Annotated in this window: 12 protein-coding genes and 1 pseudogene; 10 read left to right on the top strand and 3 right to left on the bottom strand. The window is 67.1% G+C overall.

What is annotated here, in order from left to right; all coding sequences use genetic code 11:
* Positions 1-62: 62 nt before the first annotated feature.
* A complete protein-coding gene (locus tag ACFQ79_RS22650) occupies positions 63-1,412 on the bottom strand; it encodes an esterase/lipase family protein (protein WP_383586240.1) in 1,350 nt (449 codons plus the stop codon).
* A 373-nt stretch (positions 1,413-1,785) separates the two neighbouring features.
* Here ACFQ79_RS22650 and xerC point away from each other — a divergent pair, with 373 nt between their 5' ends.
* The 4 genes from xerC (at position 1,786) to ACFQ79_RS22630 (ending at position 7,328) form a co-directional block, all read left to right on the top strand.
* Complete coding sequence (gene xerC, locus ACFQ79_RS22645) at positions 1,786-2,598, top strand: tyrosine recombinase XerC (protein WP_383586238.1); 813 nt, start codon at positions 1,786-1,788, stop codon at positions 2,596-2,598.
* Between the two features lies 1 nt (position 2,599).
* Positions 2,600-2,977, top strand: coding sequence for a hypothetical protein (locus tag ACFQ79_RS22640; RefSeq protein ID WP_383586292.1), 378 nt, complete (start codon positions 2,600-2,602; stop codon positions 2,975-2,977).
* Between the two features lie 457 nt (positions 2,978-3,434).
* Positions 3,435-6,593 (top strand): ATP-binding protein, encoded by a 3,159-nt coding sequence (locus ACFQ79_RS22635; RefSeq protein WP_383586236.1) that lies wholly within the window; start codon positions 3,435-3,437, stop codon positions 6,591-6,593.
* Between the two features lie 417 nt (positions 6,594-7,010).
* A complete protein-coding gene (locus ACFQ79_RS22630; protein ID WP_383586234.1) occupies positions 7,011-7,328 on the top strand; it encodes a hypothetical protein in 318 nt (105 codons plus the stop codon).
* A 316-nt stretch (positions 7,329-7,644) separates the two neighbouring features.
* Here ACFQ79_RS22630 and ACFQ79_RS22625 read toward each other — a convergent pair whose 3' ends face one another.
* Positions 7,645-8,136: a hypothetical protein gene (locus ACFQ79_RS22625; RefSeq protein ID WP_383586232.1), complete on the bottom strand. Its 492-nt coding sequence runs from the start codon at positions 8,134-8,136 to the stop codon at positions 7,645-7,647.
* 316 nt (positions 8,137-8,452) lie between these two features.
* Between ACFQ79_RS22625 and ACFQ79_RS22620 the strand changes: the two genes are divergently transcribed.
* Positions 8,453-9,022: a hypothetical protein gene (locus ACFQ79_RS22620; RefSeq protein ID WP_383586230.1), complete on the top strand. Its 570-nt coding sequence runs from the start codon at positions 8,453-8,455 to the stop codon at positions 9,020-9,022.
* Positions 9,023-9,041: 19 nt separating this feature from the next.
* Here the strand turns inward: ACFQ79_RS22620 and ACFQ79_RS22615 are convergent, their stop codons facing one another.
* Positions 9,042-9,626 (bottom strand): hypothetical protein, encoded by a 585-nt coding sequence (locus ACFQ79_RS22615; protein WP_383586228.1) that lies wholly within the window; start codon positions 9,624-9,626, stop codon positions 9,042-9,044.
* 713 nt (positions 9,627-10,339) lie between these two features.
* On the opposite strand from ACFQ79_RS22615, the gene ACFQ79_RS22610 reads away from it, so the two are divergent.
* The 5 genes and pseudogenes from ACFQ79_RS22610 to ACFQ79_RS22590 all read left to right on the top strand — a co-directional run bounded on the left by ACFQ79_RS22610 (position 10,340) and on the right by ACFQ79_RS22590 (position 15,845).
* Positions 10,340-11,740: a tyrosine-type recombinase/integrase gene (locus ACFQ79_RS22610; protein WP_383586226.1), complete on the top strand. Its 1,401-nt coding sequence runs from the start codon at positions 10,340-10,342 to the stop codon at positions 11,738-11,740.
* 527 nt (positions 11,741-12,267) lie between these two features.
* The gene (locus ACFQ79_RS22605) at positions 12,268-13,236 is read left to right on the top strand and encodes a hypothetical protein (protein ID WP_383586224.1); all 969 of its coding nucleotides are present in this window, start codon (positions 12,268-12,270) and stop codon (positions 13,234-13,236) included.
* Between the two features lie 714 nt (positions 13,237-13,950).
* Positions 13,951-14,607, top strand: a pseudogene (locus tag ACFQ79_RS22600) (hypothetical protein); the annotation flags it as partial.
* Between the two features lie 150 nt (positions 14,608-14,757).
* Entirely contained in the window at positions 14,758-15,456 is a 699-nt protein-coding gene (locus ACFQ79_RS22595; RefSeq protein WP_383586290.1) for a caspase domain-containing protein, read from the top strand.
* Positions 15,453-15,845 carry a hypothetical protein gene (locus ACFQ79_RS22590; protein WP_383586222.1) on the top strand — a complete coding sequence of 131 codons (393 nt, stop codon included), beginning with the start codon at positions 15,453-15,455 and terminating at the stop codon, positions 15,843-15,845. Before ACFQ79_RS22595 ends, ACFQ79_RS22590 begins: the two co-directional genes overlap by 4 nt.
* Positions 15,846-15,904: the final 59 nt, after the last annotated feature.

Here is a 15,904-nt window from a genome sequence, read left to right as displayed (position 1 = left end):
CCGGCGCGTAGAACATCAAGCCGCCGACGTGTGGGGTGCGGAGCGGTCGGGGGGAAACAAATCTAGACCAGAGTGATGGGTTGCTGTACGAGGACGTCTGGATTCTTCAGAGACTGACCCTCCAGTATCCAGATTCCCGCAGGGGCCTGTAGCTCGGTGCGGTAATGGCCGCCACCTTGGGGAACGAACTGACGTTGAGCGACGAGCCCCATGTCGCGTGGATCAAGCAGCCTTGCTTGGAAGGCGTGACGTTCGTGATTGCTCAGGGCGCGGACCTCCAGCGGAGCGCCCGACGGCGCGATGTCAGGCAGATCCAGACCCAGTTCGACTGGGACGCTCATCGTGGCTCCCGTCTCCACGGCCAGGATCTTGCACCACACTTGCTCGAGGGAGGACCGCTTGTTGGGGAGCGCGGTGTGCCCGAAGGGCAGGTGGGTCGCGTGCGCATCATCGGGCCATTCCGGAGGGAAGGCCGAGAGCCGAGGGACGGTGCCGTCCCCCGCATATCGCCGGTCCAGCGGACGTTCCGCGTACACCCAGCGGCCACCGGACGTCGCCGCGGCGGCCTGGGGCGTACCCTGCCTGACACCGACGAAGACGTGATGGGTGTACGGCGGCGCCCCGTTGGCGGCAACGGCGTCAGCGATCTCCTTGTGGAATCGCACCGCGTCCGCGAGCTTCCCCGCGTCCAGGCCGGGGAGCCTCGCCTCCGTAAGACCAATGGGGGTATCGGAGCCACTGGGGCTGAAGCAGGGGTAGGTTGGGAGTAGCTGCCACAGCCCCGGCATGCTGACCGCGGCCCGGTGCAGTCCCTCACTCACCCGGCCGGGAACCCACTCCGGCATGTGCCCGGTCACCATGCCCAATGCTTTCACAGACCCCCGGTAAGGCGTCCCCAGGGTGATGAGCCTGCGGACCCGGTCGCGGACGCCGAGCACCTCCAGGCAGTAGCGCGCGACCAGACCCCCCATGGAGTGCGCGACGATCACCGCCTTTGCGTCCGGCTGCTCGCTTTCCTGCCGCCAGTGGCTCAGTTCGTCGTCGATGAAGTCCCTCAGCCGCAGGGCGGTGTACCGGTTGGACAAGCGCCAGTCGTAAGGCATCGTTACGACCTTGACCCGGGATGCCGTCTCCTGCTCCCGGAAGTGATCCAGGAGCTTGGCGTACCCCTCCGCGACGAGAGACCCGGGCCATACGCTCCAACCCCGCATGAGGTACGGAGCCTTCAGCGCTTCCCGACCGTGCGGGGCGCTGTCACCAATGTCGTCAGGCAGGGCGAGACCAGCAAGGGTCTTAGTAATGCCACCGAGCCCGCGGACCAGGGCAGCCGTTTCCGTAGACCACACCGGTTTGCCATCTCGCGACAAGACGCTGCCCATGATGCCCGGCACCACCACCACCAGATCCCGCATGTGACCAGTCCCCTCGAGACGCTCTTGCTCGTCGGCACTGATCATGCCGCGCCCACGTGGCTCGTGTCTCGCAGCAAGAGGGCATCCGATTTTGGTAGTTGGTGTTTAGCGATGTTCTTGTGACTGTAGGCCTTGGCAGTCGTTGCCCGGTATACGAGTGATCGACCTATAGCATAGTGATGCCTCGGATGCCCGCTGGGCGTTGATCGAGCCGGTGTTCGTCGCCTGGCGGGCCGCGCGGTCAGGGCCTGGGACTGCGGGCGACAGCACTCACGGGACCTGGGGGTTCGCCGTCGACGTCCCCGCCCTGGCGCACCGTCGATCGACGGTGCGCCAGGGCGGCTTCGCCAGTCAGGACTCGGCTGAGGATGCCTTGCGCCGGTTCCTCGAGGGTAAGGCCGGCGGGTTCGATGCGGACCCGAACCAGACCGTCGCCGCCTACCTGGACGCCTGGCTGGCGGCGAAGGCGCTGGTGCTGAAGCCGACGACGATGGCCCGGTACCGCGACTACGTGCGCAACGACCTGGTCCCCGCGTTCGGCACCCTCAAGCTCGACCAGCTTGCCCACCGGCACATCACGGCCTTCGTTACCGGCCAGCTCACGGCCGGCCGCGGCCGGACCACCCTCTACCGGTGCCTGGCCACGCTTTCCAGCGCGCTCGGCGACGCCGTCCGCCAGCACCGCCTCCCGCGCAACCCGGCCTCTCCCCCGGTCCTGCGCCGACCGCCGTCGCCGGAGCGGCGGATATGGACCGCGGAGGAGGCGGCCCGCTTCCTCACCCACTGCCACGAGGCCGACCCGGAGATGGCCGACCTGTTCGAGGTGATCATCGGCACCGGCATGCGCAAGGGCGAGGCCCTCGGTCTGCACTGGGACGACGCCCACCTCACCGAGGGCGTGCTCTACATCCGCTGCACGCTCTCCGCCATCGACAACAACCGCCTCGTCATCACCACACCGAAGACCCGGTCGAGCAGAGGCTGGGTCGCCATCTCACCCCGCGTCGCCACCGCCCTCCGCCACCGGGCACGCTCAGCAGCACGGACCCGCGGCGACCCCAACGATCCCTTCGCGGGGCTGGTCTTCTGCCGGCCCGACGGCCGCCCGCTCGGGCCACACCTCGTACTCGACCGGCTCCACCGGCTGTCCGAGGAAGCCGGCGTCCCCCCGGGTCACGGTCCATGACCTGCGCCACCTCGCCGCCACCATCACCATCACCGCCGGCGTCCCGCTCACCGTGGTCTCCAAGACGCTGCGGCACTCCACCCTGTCGACGACCGCGAGCATCTACAGCCACCTCACCCAACAGGCAGCGCACCAGGCCGTCGACACCATTGACCACGTAATCAGCGCCGCCGAGGTGACGGCCAGCCGTACGGACCGGCCCGCATGGCTGCGACCACCGCGCGACCACCTCCACCACCTCCGCGAAGCCCTCGGCCGGCTCCGCTCCCCCGCACCACCCGCCACCAGCACCCTGGCAAACCAGCCCCGGGTCGGTCGTGCGACCACACTGCGACCACCACGCTCCCGAACGCACCAAAGGCCGCCCTCTCACGGATGAGAGAACGACCTCCGACCTGCGTTTCCGCATAGTCGGGACGACAGGATCTGAACCTACGACCCCTTGACCCCCACATGCCGGCCTGTCGTGCACCAGCGCGTACACCGTGTGGTACCCAACTGGTCCCCAGACTCGCTGCACTGGCGACCAGGCTCCTGACTGAACAGTCCACCCCGCGCGTGCGAGGCTGGCGGCCCGTCAGCCCCCTCACCCAGTATCTGAAGAGGAGGCCTTGCGCTTGGCATCGGTAAAGCGGCCCGTCGCTCTGGCGCGAGGGAGCGCTGGTGCCTGTTGTCTTCCAACGAGCAACCGCCTTCGTCGTGAAAGGCCGAGGGACGCTCCGGAGACCGTCCGGTGCGGGCACCACTGTCGGCGCCGCCAGGTACGGTGACGTGGCACGCGATCGTGCACGAGGTGGGGTCGCGGAGTCGTCCGGCGGGCGGGGCAGGGGGAACCGGTGGTACCGAGGCCGGGTGGTGAGACGGACAAGTTCGGCAACCGCTACGAAGGCGCCTGGACGATTAGGCACGCCTTGTACGTCCTCCTGGGGCACGGCGATTCGCTCACCCTTGAGCCGAACGGAATCCTCGGCGAAGGTACCGAGTTCGCGTACCGGCACGGCGGGCGCACCGAGGTGCACCAGGTCAAGCGTCAGAACCGCAACGCCAATAGCTGGAACGTCGCGGCCCTGGACGCGAAGGGGATCTGGCGGCACCTCCGCACCCACGCCGAAGCGGGGCACGACTTCCATTTCGTCTCGATGGTGCCGGCCCGGCCGCTCCAGGAACTGTGTGACCGCACCCGTCGGTCCGACGACTTCTCCTCCTTCGTCCGTGACTGGCTGACGGACGAACTCCGTGCCCCCTTCGACGAACTCGCGGCTCCCCGGATCTACGGCGCACCGGAAACGGCGTGGCGCATGCTCCGCGCCCTGTGGGTGGAGTGGCCTGATGAGCGCGACATGGTTGCCGTGAATACAGCCCTCGCCGAACAGGCCCTGACCGGGGCTCCCGGCCGCCTCGCAGCACTAGCCTTGGGCGACCTTCTCCTCAACTCCCTGGGAACCTGCCTCGACGCGGCATTCTTCGCAGACCGACTCCCGCAGTACGGGCTGCGGCGCGTGATGCCGTCGGAGGACAACGCTGCGGCAGCGTCGGTGGGTGGAGCTGCGCAGGCCGCCCCCGTCCACCTTGGCCGTCGGACCCCCTCCGCCCTCTCGGGACTGCCCGCCCCGTCCGGCACGTTCACCGGCAGGGAGACCGCCGTGAACGGGCTGCTCTCGGTGCTGGACCCAGGTGCCGTCGGCGAGGGACCGTCGGTCCACGTCGTCGCCGGACTCCCCGGCGTCGGAAAGACCGAATTGGTGCGGCAGGTTGCCCATCGTGCCTATGCACGGGACGGATGGTTCGACGGTGTCCTCGCCGTCGAACTCTACGGATACGACCCTGCTCGCCGTCAGGGTCCCGACGAGGCGCTCGCCTTCATGCTGCGGGGCTTGGGCGTCGACCACGAGCACATCCCCGTGTCTCTCGAGGACCGTGCGCGACTGTACCGATCGGCGCTACAGGACCTGGCCAACCAGGGACGACGCACTCTGATCGTCCTCGACGACGCCGTGGACAGCGAGCAGGTACGACTCCTCCTACCGGGTGACGCGCGCACCCCCGTGTTGATCACCTCTCGACACACGCTGTCCGACCTGGACGCCCGCCTGCACGACCTAACGGTCCTCGATCCCGTGGACTCCGTCGACCTGCTACGCCTCGTTCTGCGAGCGAGCCGGGGTGAGGAGGACACGCGGATCGATGATGCCCCGGAGAGGGCCGAGGTCATCGCCCGGCAGTGCGGGCACCTGCCACTGGCGCTGCGGATCGTCGCCGCCCTCTTGGCAGACCAGCCGGCCCGGCCGCTGTCCTCGATGGCCCAGGCTCTGGACGACGAGCATCGCCGCCTGGGCCGGTTGAGTCGGGGGAACCTCGCGGTACGAGCCGCCTTCGAACTGTCCTACCGGCACCTGCCGCAGGACCAGGCACGGCTCTTCCGGCTCTTCGCGCTCAACCCCGGCCCCGACGTCTCCACCGAGTCCGCCGCCCGGCTCTGCGATGTCGACCCGGACACGGCCGAGGAGCTCCTGGAGGCCCTGGGGCGCGGACATCTGGTGCAGAGTACGGCCACCTACGGCCGGTGGCGCATGCACGACCTGATCCGGCTTTACGCGGACGAGACCGGGCGGACGGAGCATACTGCCGAAAGTCGGTCCGCCGCCTTGGAGCGGCTGCTACGCCACTACGCGGACTGTCTGGACGAGGCGCACGACCACCTCTCCCCAGGTCAGTCTCTGGCGCCTAGGTTCTCTGACCGGACCGCCGCACTCTCCTGGCTGGACGAGGAACGGGCGAACCTCGTCGCGGTCCTCACCACCACGCCCGGCACTCACAACCCCTACGTCATCCTGGCGATGGCGGGACGTATCGGCGATTACCTCAAACTGCGTCACGGTTTCGCCGAGTTGGCGGCTGTGTACGACAGCGCACTGGAGCACTGCTCCAAGAACGACCCTGCCGCCTTCCGTGCCGCGTTCCTTGACGCACGGGCATGCGCCCTCAGAGGACTGAGCCGGTTCCCCGAAGCCGTCACCGCACACGAAAAAGCCCTCCGTATCTACACGGCGGAGGGGTCCCTTCTAGGCGAGGCGGAAGTACTGACCAATCTCGGACGCACCCTGCACGAGATGCGTGACATCGAGCGGGCCGTGCCCTTGTTGCAAAGGGCCGTTGTCCTCCAGAGCAAGGCGGGAAATCTCCAGGGTGAGGCTGCCGCGCTCAACAACCTCGGACGCTCGCTGGACGAGTTGGGCCGCTACGAGGAAGCGGTGAGCGCGTACCAGCGAGACATCGAGATCTGCCGTCTCGTTGGTGACTGGCACGGGGAGGCGGTCACCCAGAACAATCTCGGCCTGGCACTCAGAGAACTGGGACGGGCGGGTGAGGCCGCGGCCGCCCACGCGGCTGCACGCGACGCCTTCCATAGGGCCGATGACCGTCATGGAGTCGTCATGGCCCTCACCAATCTGAGCACGGCGCTGCGTGCGGGGGGACTCGGTGACGGGTCAGATGTACTCAAGGAGGCGCTCACCCTCTGTCGCGACCTCGGGGACAAGCGCGGCGAAGGCCTCGCCCTGAACAATCTCGCGACCATCCGACTTCAGACGGGTGAACCGACCGAGGCCGCCCGTCTGCTGACGAAGGCGAGCGACCTACTGAAGGAGGTCGGCGACGCCCACACGCAGGCAAAGGTGCTGATGAACCTCAGCAAGGCGTGGGCGACGCTCAAGCAGCCCGACCGGGCCACCGAGGCAATCCGTGAGGCAATCACGCTCTTCCGGATGGCCCGCGACCGCCATGGGGAGGGAAGGGCACTCTTCCTTCTCTCGTCGGTCGTGTGGGCCACGGACCCGAAGGAGGCCATCTCGCTCTGTACAGCTGCGGTCGCCGCACTCGGCGAGACCGAAGACGAGGCGCTGACCGAACAGGCGACGGCGCTCGTGACCACCATGCGAGACTCCATCGACGGCGGCGGACTCCCTGCGGATACCCGGGCCCGTTTCTCCGAGTGACGCTGCCGGGCGCAGATCTCGAAGTCGTCAAGCGGAAACGGCTCGAAGGCCCGGCGGATCTCGCTGCGCACGGACTTCCCGTACTTGTTGTGCAGGTCGTGGGTCATCGCGCTGAAGAGGAGTCCAGCCCCTACCCGTAGACCTGCCAGGGTTCGCCGGCTGAGAGGTTCACCCCGGCATCGATCTGGCTTTCGGTCCAGCAACGGCCGCGCGAGTTGCGAACGCGATGATATATCGGAGCCGGTAGCCGCCTGGGCTCTCTCAACACTGCCGACCCTTGAATCTACGACTAGCCAAATCGGCCGCTTCAGAGACGACAATCTCGCCGTCTAACACCACGTACATCGCGGACTGGAATCGGCCTAGCCCTAGATCTCTAGCCGGTCACAAAAAGACCGAACGGCGTCGCGAGTCGTCATGGCGGTCCCTATCGCGAAGGTCACCCACCACCTCGTCCAGATCTACGAGCACGTTCTGGAGCAACGCCCGCAGCAGGCCCTCATCGGCGTACGGGACATCCTCACCACGACAGGAACCCAAAGCGGCTACACGGCAGACACTCTCGCCGTCAGCACCTGCGTCAAGTTCGCGGAACGCATCCTCGCCGACCACCGAGACATCCTTAGGGTCCCTGAAAACCTGACTGCCCTACGCGAAATATGCGACATCTTCATCGAGGCCGGATGGCCCCAAGCCCACCAACTCGCCTTCGGAATCAAACAAGCGTTCCGTTGAATCAACTCACGAACACGCAGGGGCCCAGCCGGACGGCTGGCCCCCGTGACGCACTACTGTGCCATTGAACCGATGATGCGTGGCAGATTTCCGCAGGTCGGCGAGACCCCAGAGAGCGGTGGCCTGCCTATGCTCCCGACAGCGAGGTGGTAGTCGGCGGCGGTCACGCCGTGACGGCGCGCCCAGGAGCGGAACGAGTCGGGCTTCATGCCGAGCGAGTGGGCGCCATCGCGGTCGTGACCAGCCGGCGACCGTCTTTACCGAATTCCTTGATCACAGCCTAATTGCGCCGGATCACGGATCTCGCAGCAGGGCATCACCGGTTGCGGATTGTCAGAAGGACTGTAATACCCAAGAGCGCAATCCCAGCCACCTCCAATACGAATCCGCGACGCAACCACACCCCCTTTTCATTGATCGCTTTGGTCGTCTCCTCGAATACGTCCACCTGCGCGTCTGCAATGACGCGCTGAGCCTGCCCCTCGGGGGCTTCCCAGTGTTCCTCAGCGATGATCACTCGGAGATCGCTCGGTTCGATGACGTCAGGTGCGGTCCGCGGCTTGACCACCAAGAGTCCGCAGATGCAGGCGAAGATGAAGGCCGTGAGCGCGCAGGATGCGCTGGCGAGCTGAACAGTCGACAGCTTTCGTCCGGGCGCCAGGATTCCCAAGAACGCGAGTCCGATACTGGCCACAGCACCCGACGTGGTAATGAGCGAAACCGCCCGCGCCTCGATGTTATCGCGGCGCGCCCGGACATACGTCAGCTGCTGAGAGATGAATTCCGCCGCTACCTTCCCGGCAGTCACGCGCCGCCACTTTTCGGCTTCTTGCGCGGATTCGCGCCGGCCGTGAGGCTCTTCAGTGTCAACTTCCTCGGGTAGTCCCGGGTCGTGTCAGAGGTTCCTCCTGCGCCGCTCCCGCTCGAACCGCCGGCTCCGCTCTGTCCGCCTCCGCCGTCCTGAGGCTGGGTGTTGACCATGGTCACGTTGCACTCCTCTGAACGTAGTGTGACAGCAGGCAGCATGCCCTACGGCACTGACAGTCGGCATGCCCCCTGCTGACTCCACAGATGGATCATCGATTCCGCTGCGTCCTGAGGACGAACTGGTGTTGGATGCGGGCATGGTCGAACCAGTCGGAGCCGCCGCCTCCGCAGCATCGCGCGCCCTGGTAGGCGCCGTCACCAAGCAGCTGATGTCACAGACAGGGACCAAGCTCGGGGGCCGGGAAGAACGGCGCCAGGTCTACGCCCGCTTCCAGCAGGCGACCGTAGCCGCGATGGTCGAAGCTCAACATCAGCGACTGCTCGTGAAGGTCGTATACCCCGCCTGGATCAGCCCCAGGAAGGCGCAGGGGATGGTGGAGCCCCTTCACCGATTGCTGACCGAGACACTCCAGACGTACATGGACCTGCGCGTCGTCGCGAACCCGAAGCCTCTCGAGGCAGCCGACGCTGTGCTCACCGCAGTCAACGGCATGTTCGACCTAGTCTCTGGCGACGAGGGTGAGTTCTGGAAGGCAGCCGATCAAGTCGGCGAGGCGCACCGGGCGTTCGTGGACACGGTCAGGGATGACCTCTGGTACCTGCCGCAGTGGTGGCAAGCCTACCGGCCGAGCTGGTGGTCAATTCGCGGGACCAATCGAAGGCGGCGCAAGGCTCTTCGGTCGACACGAGCGGCATTGCCGACGTGACCGGCGCTACCACGGGTGCCTATCTTGGTGCCTCAGTACGCTTCCTGAACTGACGTTCCTTGTAGCGGCGCGCGAACTGCCACCAACTAGGGTTGTACGCGAGGTCGTGCCGTGCCGCCTCCAGGAACTTCCCTCTCGCCCCCCTGGCCACCTCTACCGCCTCCTCATAGGCGGCGTGGTCGTACCCCTCAATCGCGTTCTTCCCCTTCCCTCCGGCCTGGGGGAGCTTGCCGATTTCCTCAGCAAGGTTCCCTGCCGCCTCGATTACGTAGGAGACGCCGCAGAGCTCGATGCCAAGCAGGGCGGAGCTGAAGTCATCCTGTGCCGCCTGAAGGCGCACATGGAGGTCCAGGAGCATCGAATCGGCGGTTCTCCGCACCTCGTCGCTGCCAGGCTCGTCCTTCTCGTACATCATGAAGTGCACGCGGAGTGAAGCGCTGGCGAGACGGGACGCAGCGTCGAGGAACGCGCGATATGCCCCGCCCCGGTCCTCCGGGCTTCCCGTCCTGGGGACCCCGGAGGGTCGGTAGTTGCTGAGCAGCCGCTTGGCACCAGCGCTAGTTGCGCTTCGGCCGACTGCGGCCATGAGGGTCGCGGTTTCCATGACGAGCATGGTGCCGTATGACGGCCTCATTGCGCTCAGCGCTTGATCTGGTGCTGCTCTTCCCAGGGCCAGGCGGCGTCGAGGAGCGGGATCATGCGGAACGCCGCGTAGGTGAGGCCGCCGAGAGCGTGCCGGTTGCCGCTGCCGGACGTCATCGTGGCCCCGCGGTACGCATGGGCGCGATCTGCGGGATGAGATCGTCGATCCGGGTCTCGGGCATTCCTCCGCGGTAGCTCCCGCGTTGGACGGGAGCCAGCCAGGGCGGGTCTGCTCGTCGGTGACGATGACGGCGCGGTCATGCCCGGTGCAGTGCTTCCGGACGGCCGAAGGAATGTCGGTGCCGTCGGTCTAGCAGACCGGCTCGACCAGGCGCAGGATGCTGCCGCCGCGTGGCACGGCAATCGTGCGGGAGTCCCGTCCGAATTCGACGAGGGTGAGCGCTGGCGAATGAAACCTCGCGGCATCGGCGCGGCCAAGATCCGGACCATTCCCGGACCAGACCTCACCCTGGGACCACAAGGCCAGCATCCTGCTGGTCAACGGCTTGGCTCTGATGTACCAGCAGCAGACGAAGAATCTGCTGAGCGTCTGCGGTCCCTTGGCGCGCAGACAAGGGAAATCCGCTGGTCACGACCTCTCTGGCGGGTGTGGCGGTCGCGTGTGGTCGCAGGATGAGGGTGTCGGACCTTTCCCGCCTCGTGGAGGCGATCGCCATGCGTACCAGCGTCGGCCGCGGCCGCATTTACCGCCGCTGTGGCTGCAGAGACACCCAGCGTCACCAGGTAGGTGCCCGCTGCCCTCATCTGCTCGCCGACAGCACCCAGGGGACCTGGACCTTCGCCGTCGACGTCCCCGCCCCGGGCCGCCGTCGGACGACGGTGCGCCGGGGCGGCTTCGCCAACCAGGTCTCGGCCGAAGAGGCACTGCGCCGGTTCCTCGAGGGTGAGGCCGGCGGGTTCGACGCGGACCCGAACCAGACCGTCGCCGCCTACCTGAACGCATGGCTGGCGGCGAAAGCATTGGTACTGAAGCCGACGACGATGGCCCGCTACCGGGACTACGTCCGCAACGATCTCGTCCCCGCGTTCGGCACCCTCAAGCTCGACCAGCTCGCCCACCGCCACATCTCGGCCTTCGCCACCAGCCAGCTCGCCGCCGGCCGCGGCCGTACCACCGTCTACCGGTGCCTGGCCACGCTCTCCAGTGCGCTCAGCGACGCCGTCCGCCAGCACCGCCTCCCCCACAACCCCGCCTCTCCCCCGGTCCTGCGCCGACCGCCGTCGCCGGAGCGACGGATATGGACTGCGCAGGAGGCGGCCCACTTCCTTGCTTACTGCCACCAGGCCGACCCGGAGATGGCCGATCTGTTCGAGGTCCTGATTGGCACCGGCATGCGCAAGGGCGAAGCCCTCGGCCTCCACTGGAACGACGTCTACCTCGACAAGGGCGTGCTCTACGTGCGCTGCACGCTCTCCGCCATCGACAACAACCGCCTGGTCATCACCACGCCGAAGACCCGGTCGAGCAGAGGCTGGATCGCCATCTCACCCCGCGTCGCCACAGCCCTCCGCCGCCGGGCTCGATCCGCTCCAACCCTCCTTGGCGAACCACGTGATCCGTTCACTGGGCTGGTCTTCTGCCGTCCCAACGGCCAGCCGCTCGGACCACACTTGGTGCTCGACCGACTCCACCGGCTGTCCGAGGAAGCCGGCGTCCCCCGGGTCACGGTCCACGACCTGCGCCACCTCGCCGCCACGATCACCATTACAGCGGGCGTCCCGCTGACCGTGGTCTCCAAGACGCTGCGGCATTCCACCCTGTCGACCACCGCGAACCTCTACAGCCACCTCACCCAACAGGCCGCGCACCAGGCCGTCGACACCATCGACCACGTACTCAGCGGAGCCGAACAGACGGATGTCGGTACGGACCGGCCCGCGTGGCTGCGACCACCGCGCGACCACATCCATCGCCTCCATGCAGCCCTCGGCCGGCTCCGCTCCCCCGCACCCCCCGCCGCCAGTGCCGCGGCGAACCGGCCCCGGGCCGGGCGTGCGACCACACTGCGACCACCGCGCCCCCGGACGCACGAAAGGCCGTCCTCTCGTGGATGAGAGAACGGCCTCCGACCTGCGTTTCCGCATGGTCGGGACGACAGGATTTGAACCTGCGACCCCTTGACCCCCAGGGCGCAAGTTGTGCGTGGAAGCAGGCATCGTGCACCACCGCGCGTAGCGTGTGGTCCCCAACTGGTCCCCAGAATCACCGTCCTGGCGACGAGGCACGCTCTGGCATCTCTGGTCCTGCAGGGTGGAGAGGGCGGATTGACCGGCGGACTGTCAGTGCCCACGCATAGCCTGCCGACATGTCCTCGACTCGCGATGAGCTTCGCCACGTCATGCTCGGTTCCCTCTTCACACCTGAGGTTCCCCTGGGACCAGCCCGGGACATACTCCTTGCCTGCCACGTCTCGGCAACAGGCAAGGGCAAGCTCCACGGAAACCCCGAGTGCCGCACTCTGCGGTCAGCCGCCTCTTTGAACCAGATCGACGTCCCATTCGGCGAAGCCGTGGAGCGGCTCTGCGCGAGCTGTCGGTGGCCTCTGCCCACAGACAGCCCCATCCTCCCGCTTGGCGCCGCTGTGAGCGAGGTGGACTCGCTCGCCATCTGGCTCGATCGGGAGTCCAAGGACGAGGAGGACCTCGAGGCCGAACGTGACGCCGCCATCGCTCTCGCCGCCGGCGAGTACCCGCCCCACGCCAGCGCCTCCAGCGACGACGAGGAGGAAGACGACGAGGCCGGGCGCGACGAGGAACGGGAGCGGTACGAGCGCGCCCGCAGCTTCCGCTCCCGACGTCACGAGCACTGGCGTCGGCTGCACTCCTACCTGGCACGGAGCAACGAGGCCGTGGCCGAGTACCCCTTCCTCGCCCCCTGGGCCGATGGCCTGCAGAGTCGCCTCGCCACGGTCCTCGACGAGGAGCGTCGGGCCTTCGCGGCCCTCGTGCAGCCGATCCGCCTGCTGGAGGCGGCTGCCGTACGTGTCCTGCCCACGCCGAAGTTCTCCGACGATCCCGGCTTCGCCGGGTTGGGAGCGGAGGCGGAGAAGACCTTCCGGCGAGCGTGGTACGAGTGGAGCCGGCCAGCCATCTGGTCCTTGCGCCGCCTGGAAGATCACGACTTCTCGGTCTATACCGTCGTCAGCGACGCCTTCGGGCGTCGCCGTAAAGGGAAGCCCGAGGCCCACGCCGTCTTCCGCCGGTTCACCGCCGACTGGATCCGCCAGGCACGCGAAGAAGCCGGCCGCCCCGTCAGTACACAATGGCAGGTGGTGGCGGTAAAGGCGCCCGCCCTCTCCCGTACTCACCACGGCGAGCCGGAACGCGACCCCCTCACCTTGTGGGAAGCAGCGGTCATCGCCACCTACCAGGTGGCCTTCAACCGGCAGGCAGGCACCACAGCCCTACTCGTTCCTCACCTTGTCGGCGAGCAACTGCTCGCATGCGCCTCCGGCGACATGCCGGTCCAGCGCCTGACTCCCGACGGCAGCGCGCTGCCCGCAGAGGTGCTGCTCGAGCAGTGGGACTACGCGGGGCTCACCCTCTCATGACCGCCTTTCCCGAACTCAGTGGAGCCGAGCAGACGGCCGGCCGTACGGGCCGACCCGCATGGCCGCGACCACCCCGTCCCCACATCCACCGCTTCCACGAAGCCCTCCACAAGCTCCACTCCCCCGCACCATCCGCCATAAGCACCACGGCGTACGAGCCCCGGTCCTCGCGTGCGGCCACACTGTGACCACCACGTCTCCAGACACACGGAGGTCGCTCTCCCATGGGATGAGAGAACGGCCTCCGACCTGCGTTTCCGCACGGTCGGGACGACAGGATTTGAACCTGCGACCTCTTGACCCCCAGCATCCGGCGAAGCGTGTGACGCACGGCCTGAGAGCTGCTTATGAAAAGCATCTCGCGGTCGGGTCGGTTGGGACCATACATCGTCGGAACGCCCCTCGCCTCTCGTGCCCTGCCGTGGCAGCCCGCAGGCATCATGATGGCCCGACCGCTGCGCCGATCTGCTGAGGAAGCTCCACAGACCCCGCTGGCGATCCGTGCACACCGAGCTCTTCCCAGAATCTGGTTGAGACGTGGTGAAGGATGAGGACTGCCTTGAAGTTGCTGGCGACCAAGTAGGTAGCGGTAGACAGCCGCGTTGCCGATTTGGACGTCGGCAGCAAGCTGGACGCAGGTGTAGCCAATCGACCTTCGGCCACCAACTGACCCGGTCGAACGGCTGCGTGGGCAGGTCCGCGCCCGGTGGCAGAATGAAGATCAGGACGCCACGAGGGTACGGGGGGTGGAGGGTGTCGGCACGGGCTGACCTGTACACGGAATTGCGGGGACTCCGGGAGCGAGCAGAACGCGCTCGGCGCAGTCACGGCGAACTGGCTGGCGTCGACTCTCTGCTCATCGAGGCCCTGGCCCGAAGCCTGCCCGGCGCGCGGGACCTCAAGGCGCACCGGATACGAGACTGGGCAACTCCCCGATATTCCGACTGCCGCGTTCCCCCACGAAACCGTACACGGGAGGCGCTCGCCGTGGTTACCGTATGGAAGGCATGGGCCGGCGAAGAGCTGAACGAGGCGGAGTGGCTCGGTCTCCTGGACCGAGCACAGCGCGAGAGTGCCGAGGAAGACGCCGCTGTCAGGGCGGTTGACTCTACCGCCGCGCCGCCGGTGTCCAAATTCAGCACTCCCGCGCCGCCACCGCCAGCGTCCAGGCGCATAGCGCCCGCGCCCCCGCCGCAGGTGTCCCGGCGCGACGTCCCGGGTCCTCCACCCCGCCCGTCAACGGAGCAAAGAGACCCGTTCGGCCCTTGGCTGGTCAGGCAGTTGCGACGGGCGGGTGTGACCCAGTCAGGTCTGGCTACGGAACTGGGCGTAACCAGGGCCGCAGTCAGCGCATGGATCACGGGCCGCGCCGAGCCACGAAGCGACATCCGACGACACATAGTCAAGTTCCTCGAGGAGATGGCACCTCAGGATCCGGCACCAGCCTTCGAGGAAGGGCGTACCGCTGCGGCGGAGATACGGCGATTGGGCCCTCTAGAACGGTGGAGGACCGGAGCCGCGGTGCTGATCGGCGTGTCCGACTACACGCACCTGCCCTCCGTGCCCTCCATCAAGAACAATCTGTCGGCGCTCACCGAGGTGGCGTTGACGGGGCTCGGGATCCCGCACGGCAACGTGCACACCGTGGAGAATCCCACGTCGGCGGCGCAGGTACACGAGAAGATCGACCTCGCCATGGACGCCGCCGATTCTCTCTCCGGCGGTCTGTTCATCTACTACGCCGGGCATGGCTGGACCGATCCCCGGAACGGACGCCTCTTGCTCGGTCTGGTCGACTCGAACCAGCACAAAGCATGGACCGCCATGGAGTTCGACCGGATCCGCGAGCAGGTCGCGGACTCCCCGGTCGGCTCGCGGCTACTGGTTCTCGACAGCTGCTACAGCGGGGCGGCGCTCGACACCCTGTCCGCGGGCCTGAGCAGTGCCTCACGGATCGAGGGCACCTACGTGATGACATCCTCCGACGCCACCAACGCGTCACGCGCTCCACGCGGCGACCACTTCACCAGTTTTTCCGGCGAGATCATCCGCTCACTGACCGACGGAATCCAGGGCGGTCCGCCGGTAATCAACACAGACGTACTTTTCCGTCATGTGCGGACCAGTTGCCAGGAGCGGGGCTGGCCCGTGCCGTCGCGACAAATCGGGCGGGACGGAGACCACATGGAACTCATGGTCAACAGATGGGGGCAGTCATGACCGAAGTCCAACTCCGCATCATCACGGAGACCGGCGCGAAGGTTCCGGACGGACTCCGGACCTTCCTCTCCCGGGACGCCGAACTGCGCGGCGTCGGTCGGGCCCGGTGGATCTCGGAGGCACCGAAGGAAGACACGCTCGGGGACGCCCTCGACATTCTGACACTGGTGGTGACCAGCACGCTCGCCCTGCCGTCGGCGATCGAGGCGGTCAGACGATGGTGCGGATCCCGTGGCACCACGGAAGGTGTCGACATTCGCCTGGGATCCCAGAGGATCACTGTTACCGGGACGGAGGACCCTGCGGAAATCCGACGCCTGGCGGACCTGCTGAAGGCGGCGTACCCCGAGAGCACACCGGGGGACGGTAGTAGGGAGCCCGCCTTGTGAACGGCGCGGCCGGATCCGGCTGAACAACCGAATCGGCGCGAGGGCCAGGTCGATGGACC

The organism is Streptomyces sp. NPDC056480 (genome assembly GCF_042795405.1).
Classification (GTDB): domain Bacteria; phylum Actinomycetota; class Actinomycetes; order Streptomycetales; family Streptomycetaceae; genus Streptomyces.
This window is presented reverse-complemented; position numbering and strand designations above follow the sequence as displayed.

Coding starts and splice junctions, on each gene's coding strand:
- ACFQ79_RS22620 (WP_383586230.1), top strand. CDS start 8,453: ATGGTCGAACCAGTCGGAGCCGCCGCCTCCGCAGCATCGCGCGCCCTG.
- ACFQ79_RS22650 (WP_383586240.1), bottom strand. CDS start 1,412: ATGCGGGATCTGGTGGTGGTGGTGCCGGGCATCATGGGCAGCGTCTTG.
- ACFQ79_RS22590 (WP_383586222.1), top strand. CDS start 15,453: ATGACCGAAGTCCAACTCCGCATCATCACGGAGACCGGCGCGAAGGTT.
- ACFQ79_RS22615 (WP_383586228.1), bottom strand. CDS start 9,626: ATGGAAACCGCGACCCTCATGGCCGCAGTCGGCCGAAGCGCAACTAGC.
- ACFQ79_RS22630 (WP_383586234.1), top strand. CDS start 7,011: ATGGCGGTCCCTATCGCGAAGGTCACCCACCACCTCGTCCAGATCTAC.
- ACFQ79_RS22610 (WP_383586226.1), top strand. CDS start 10,340: ATGCGTACCAGCGTCGGCCGCGGCCGCATTTACCGCCGCTGTGGCTGC.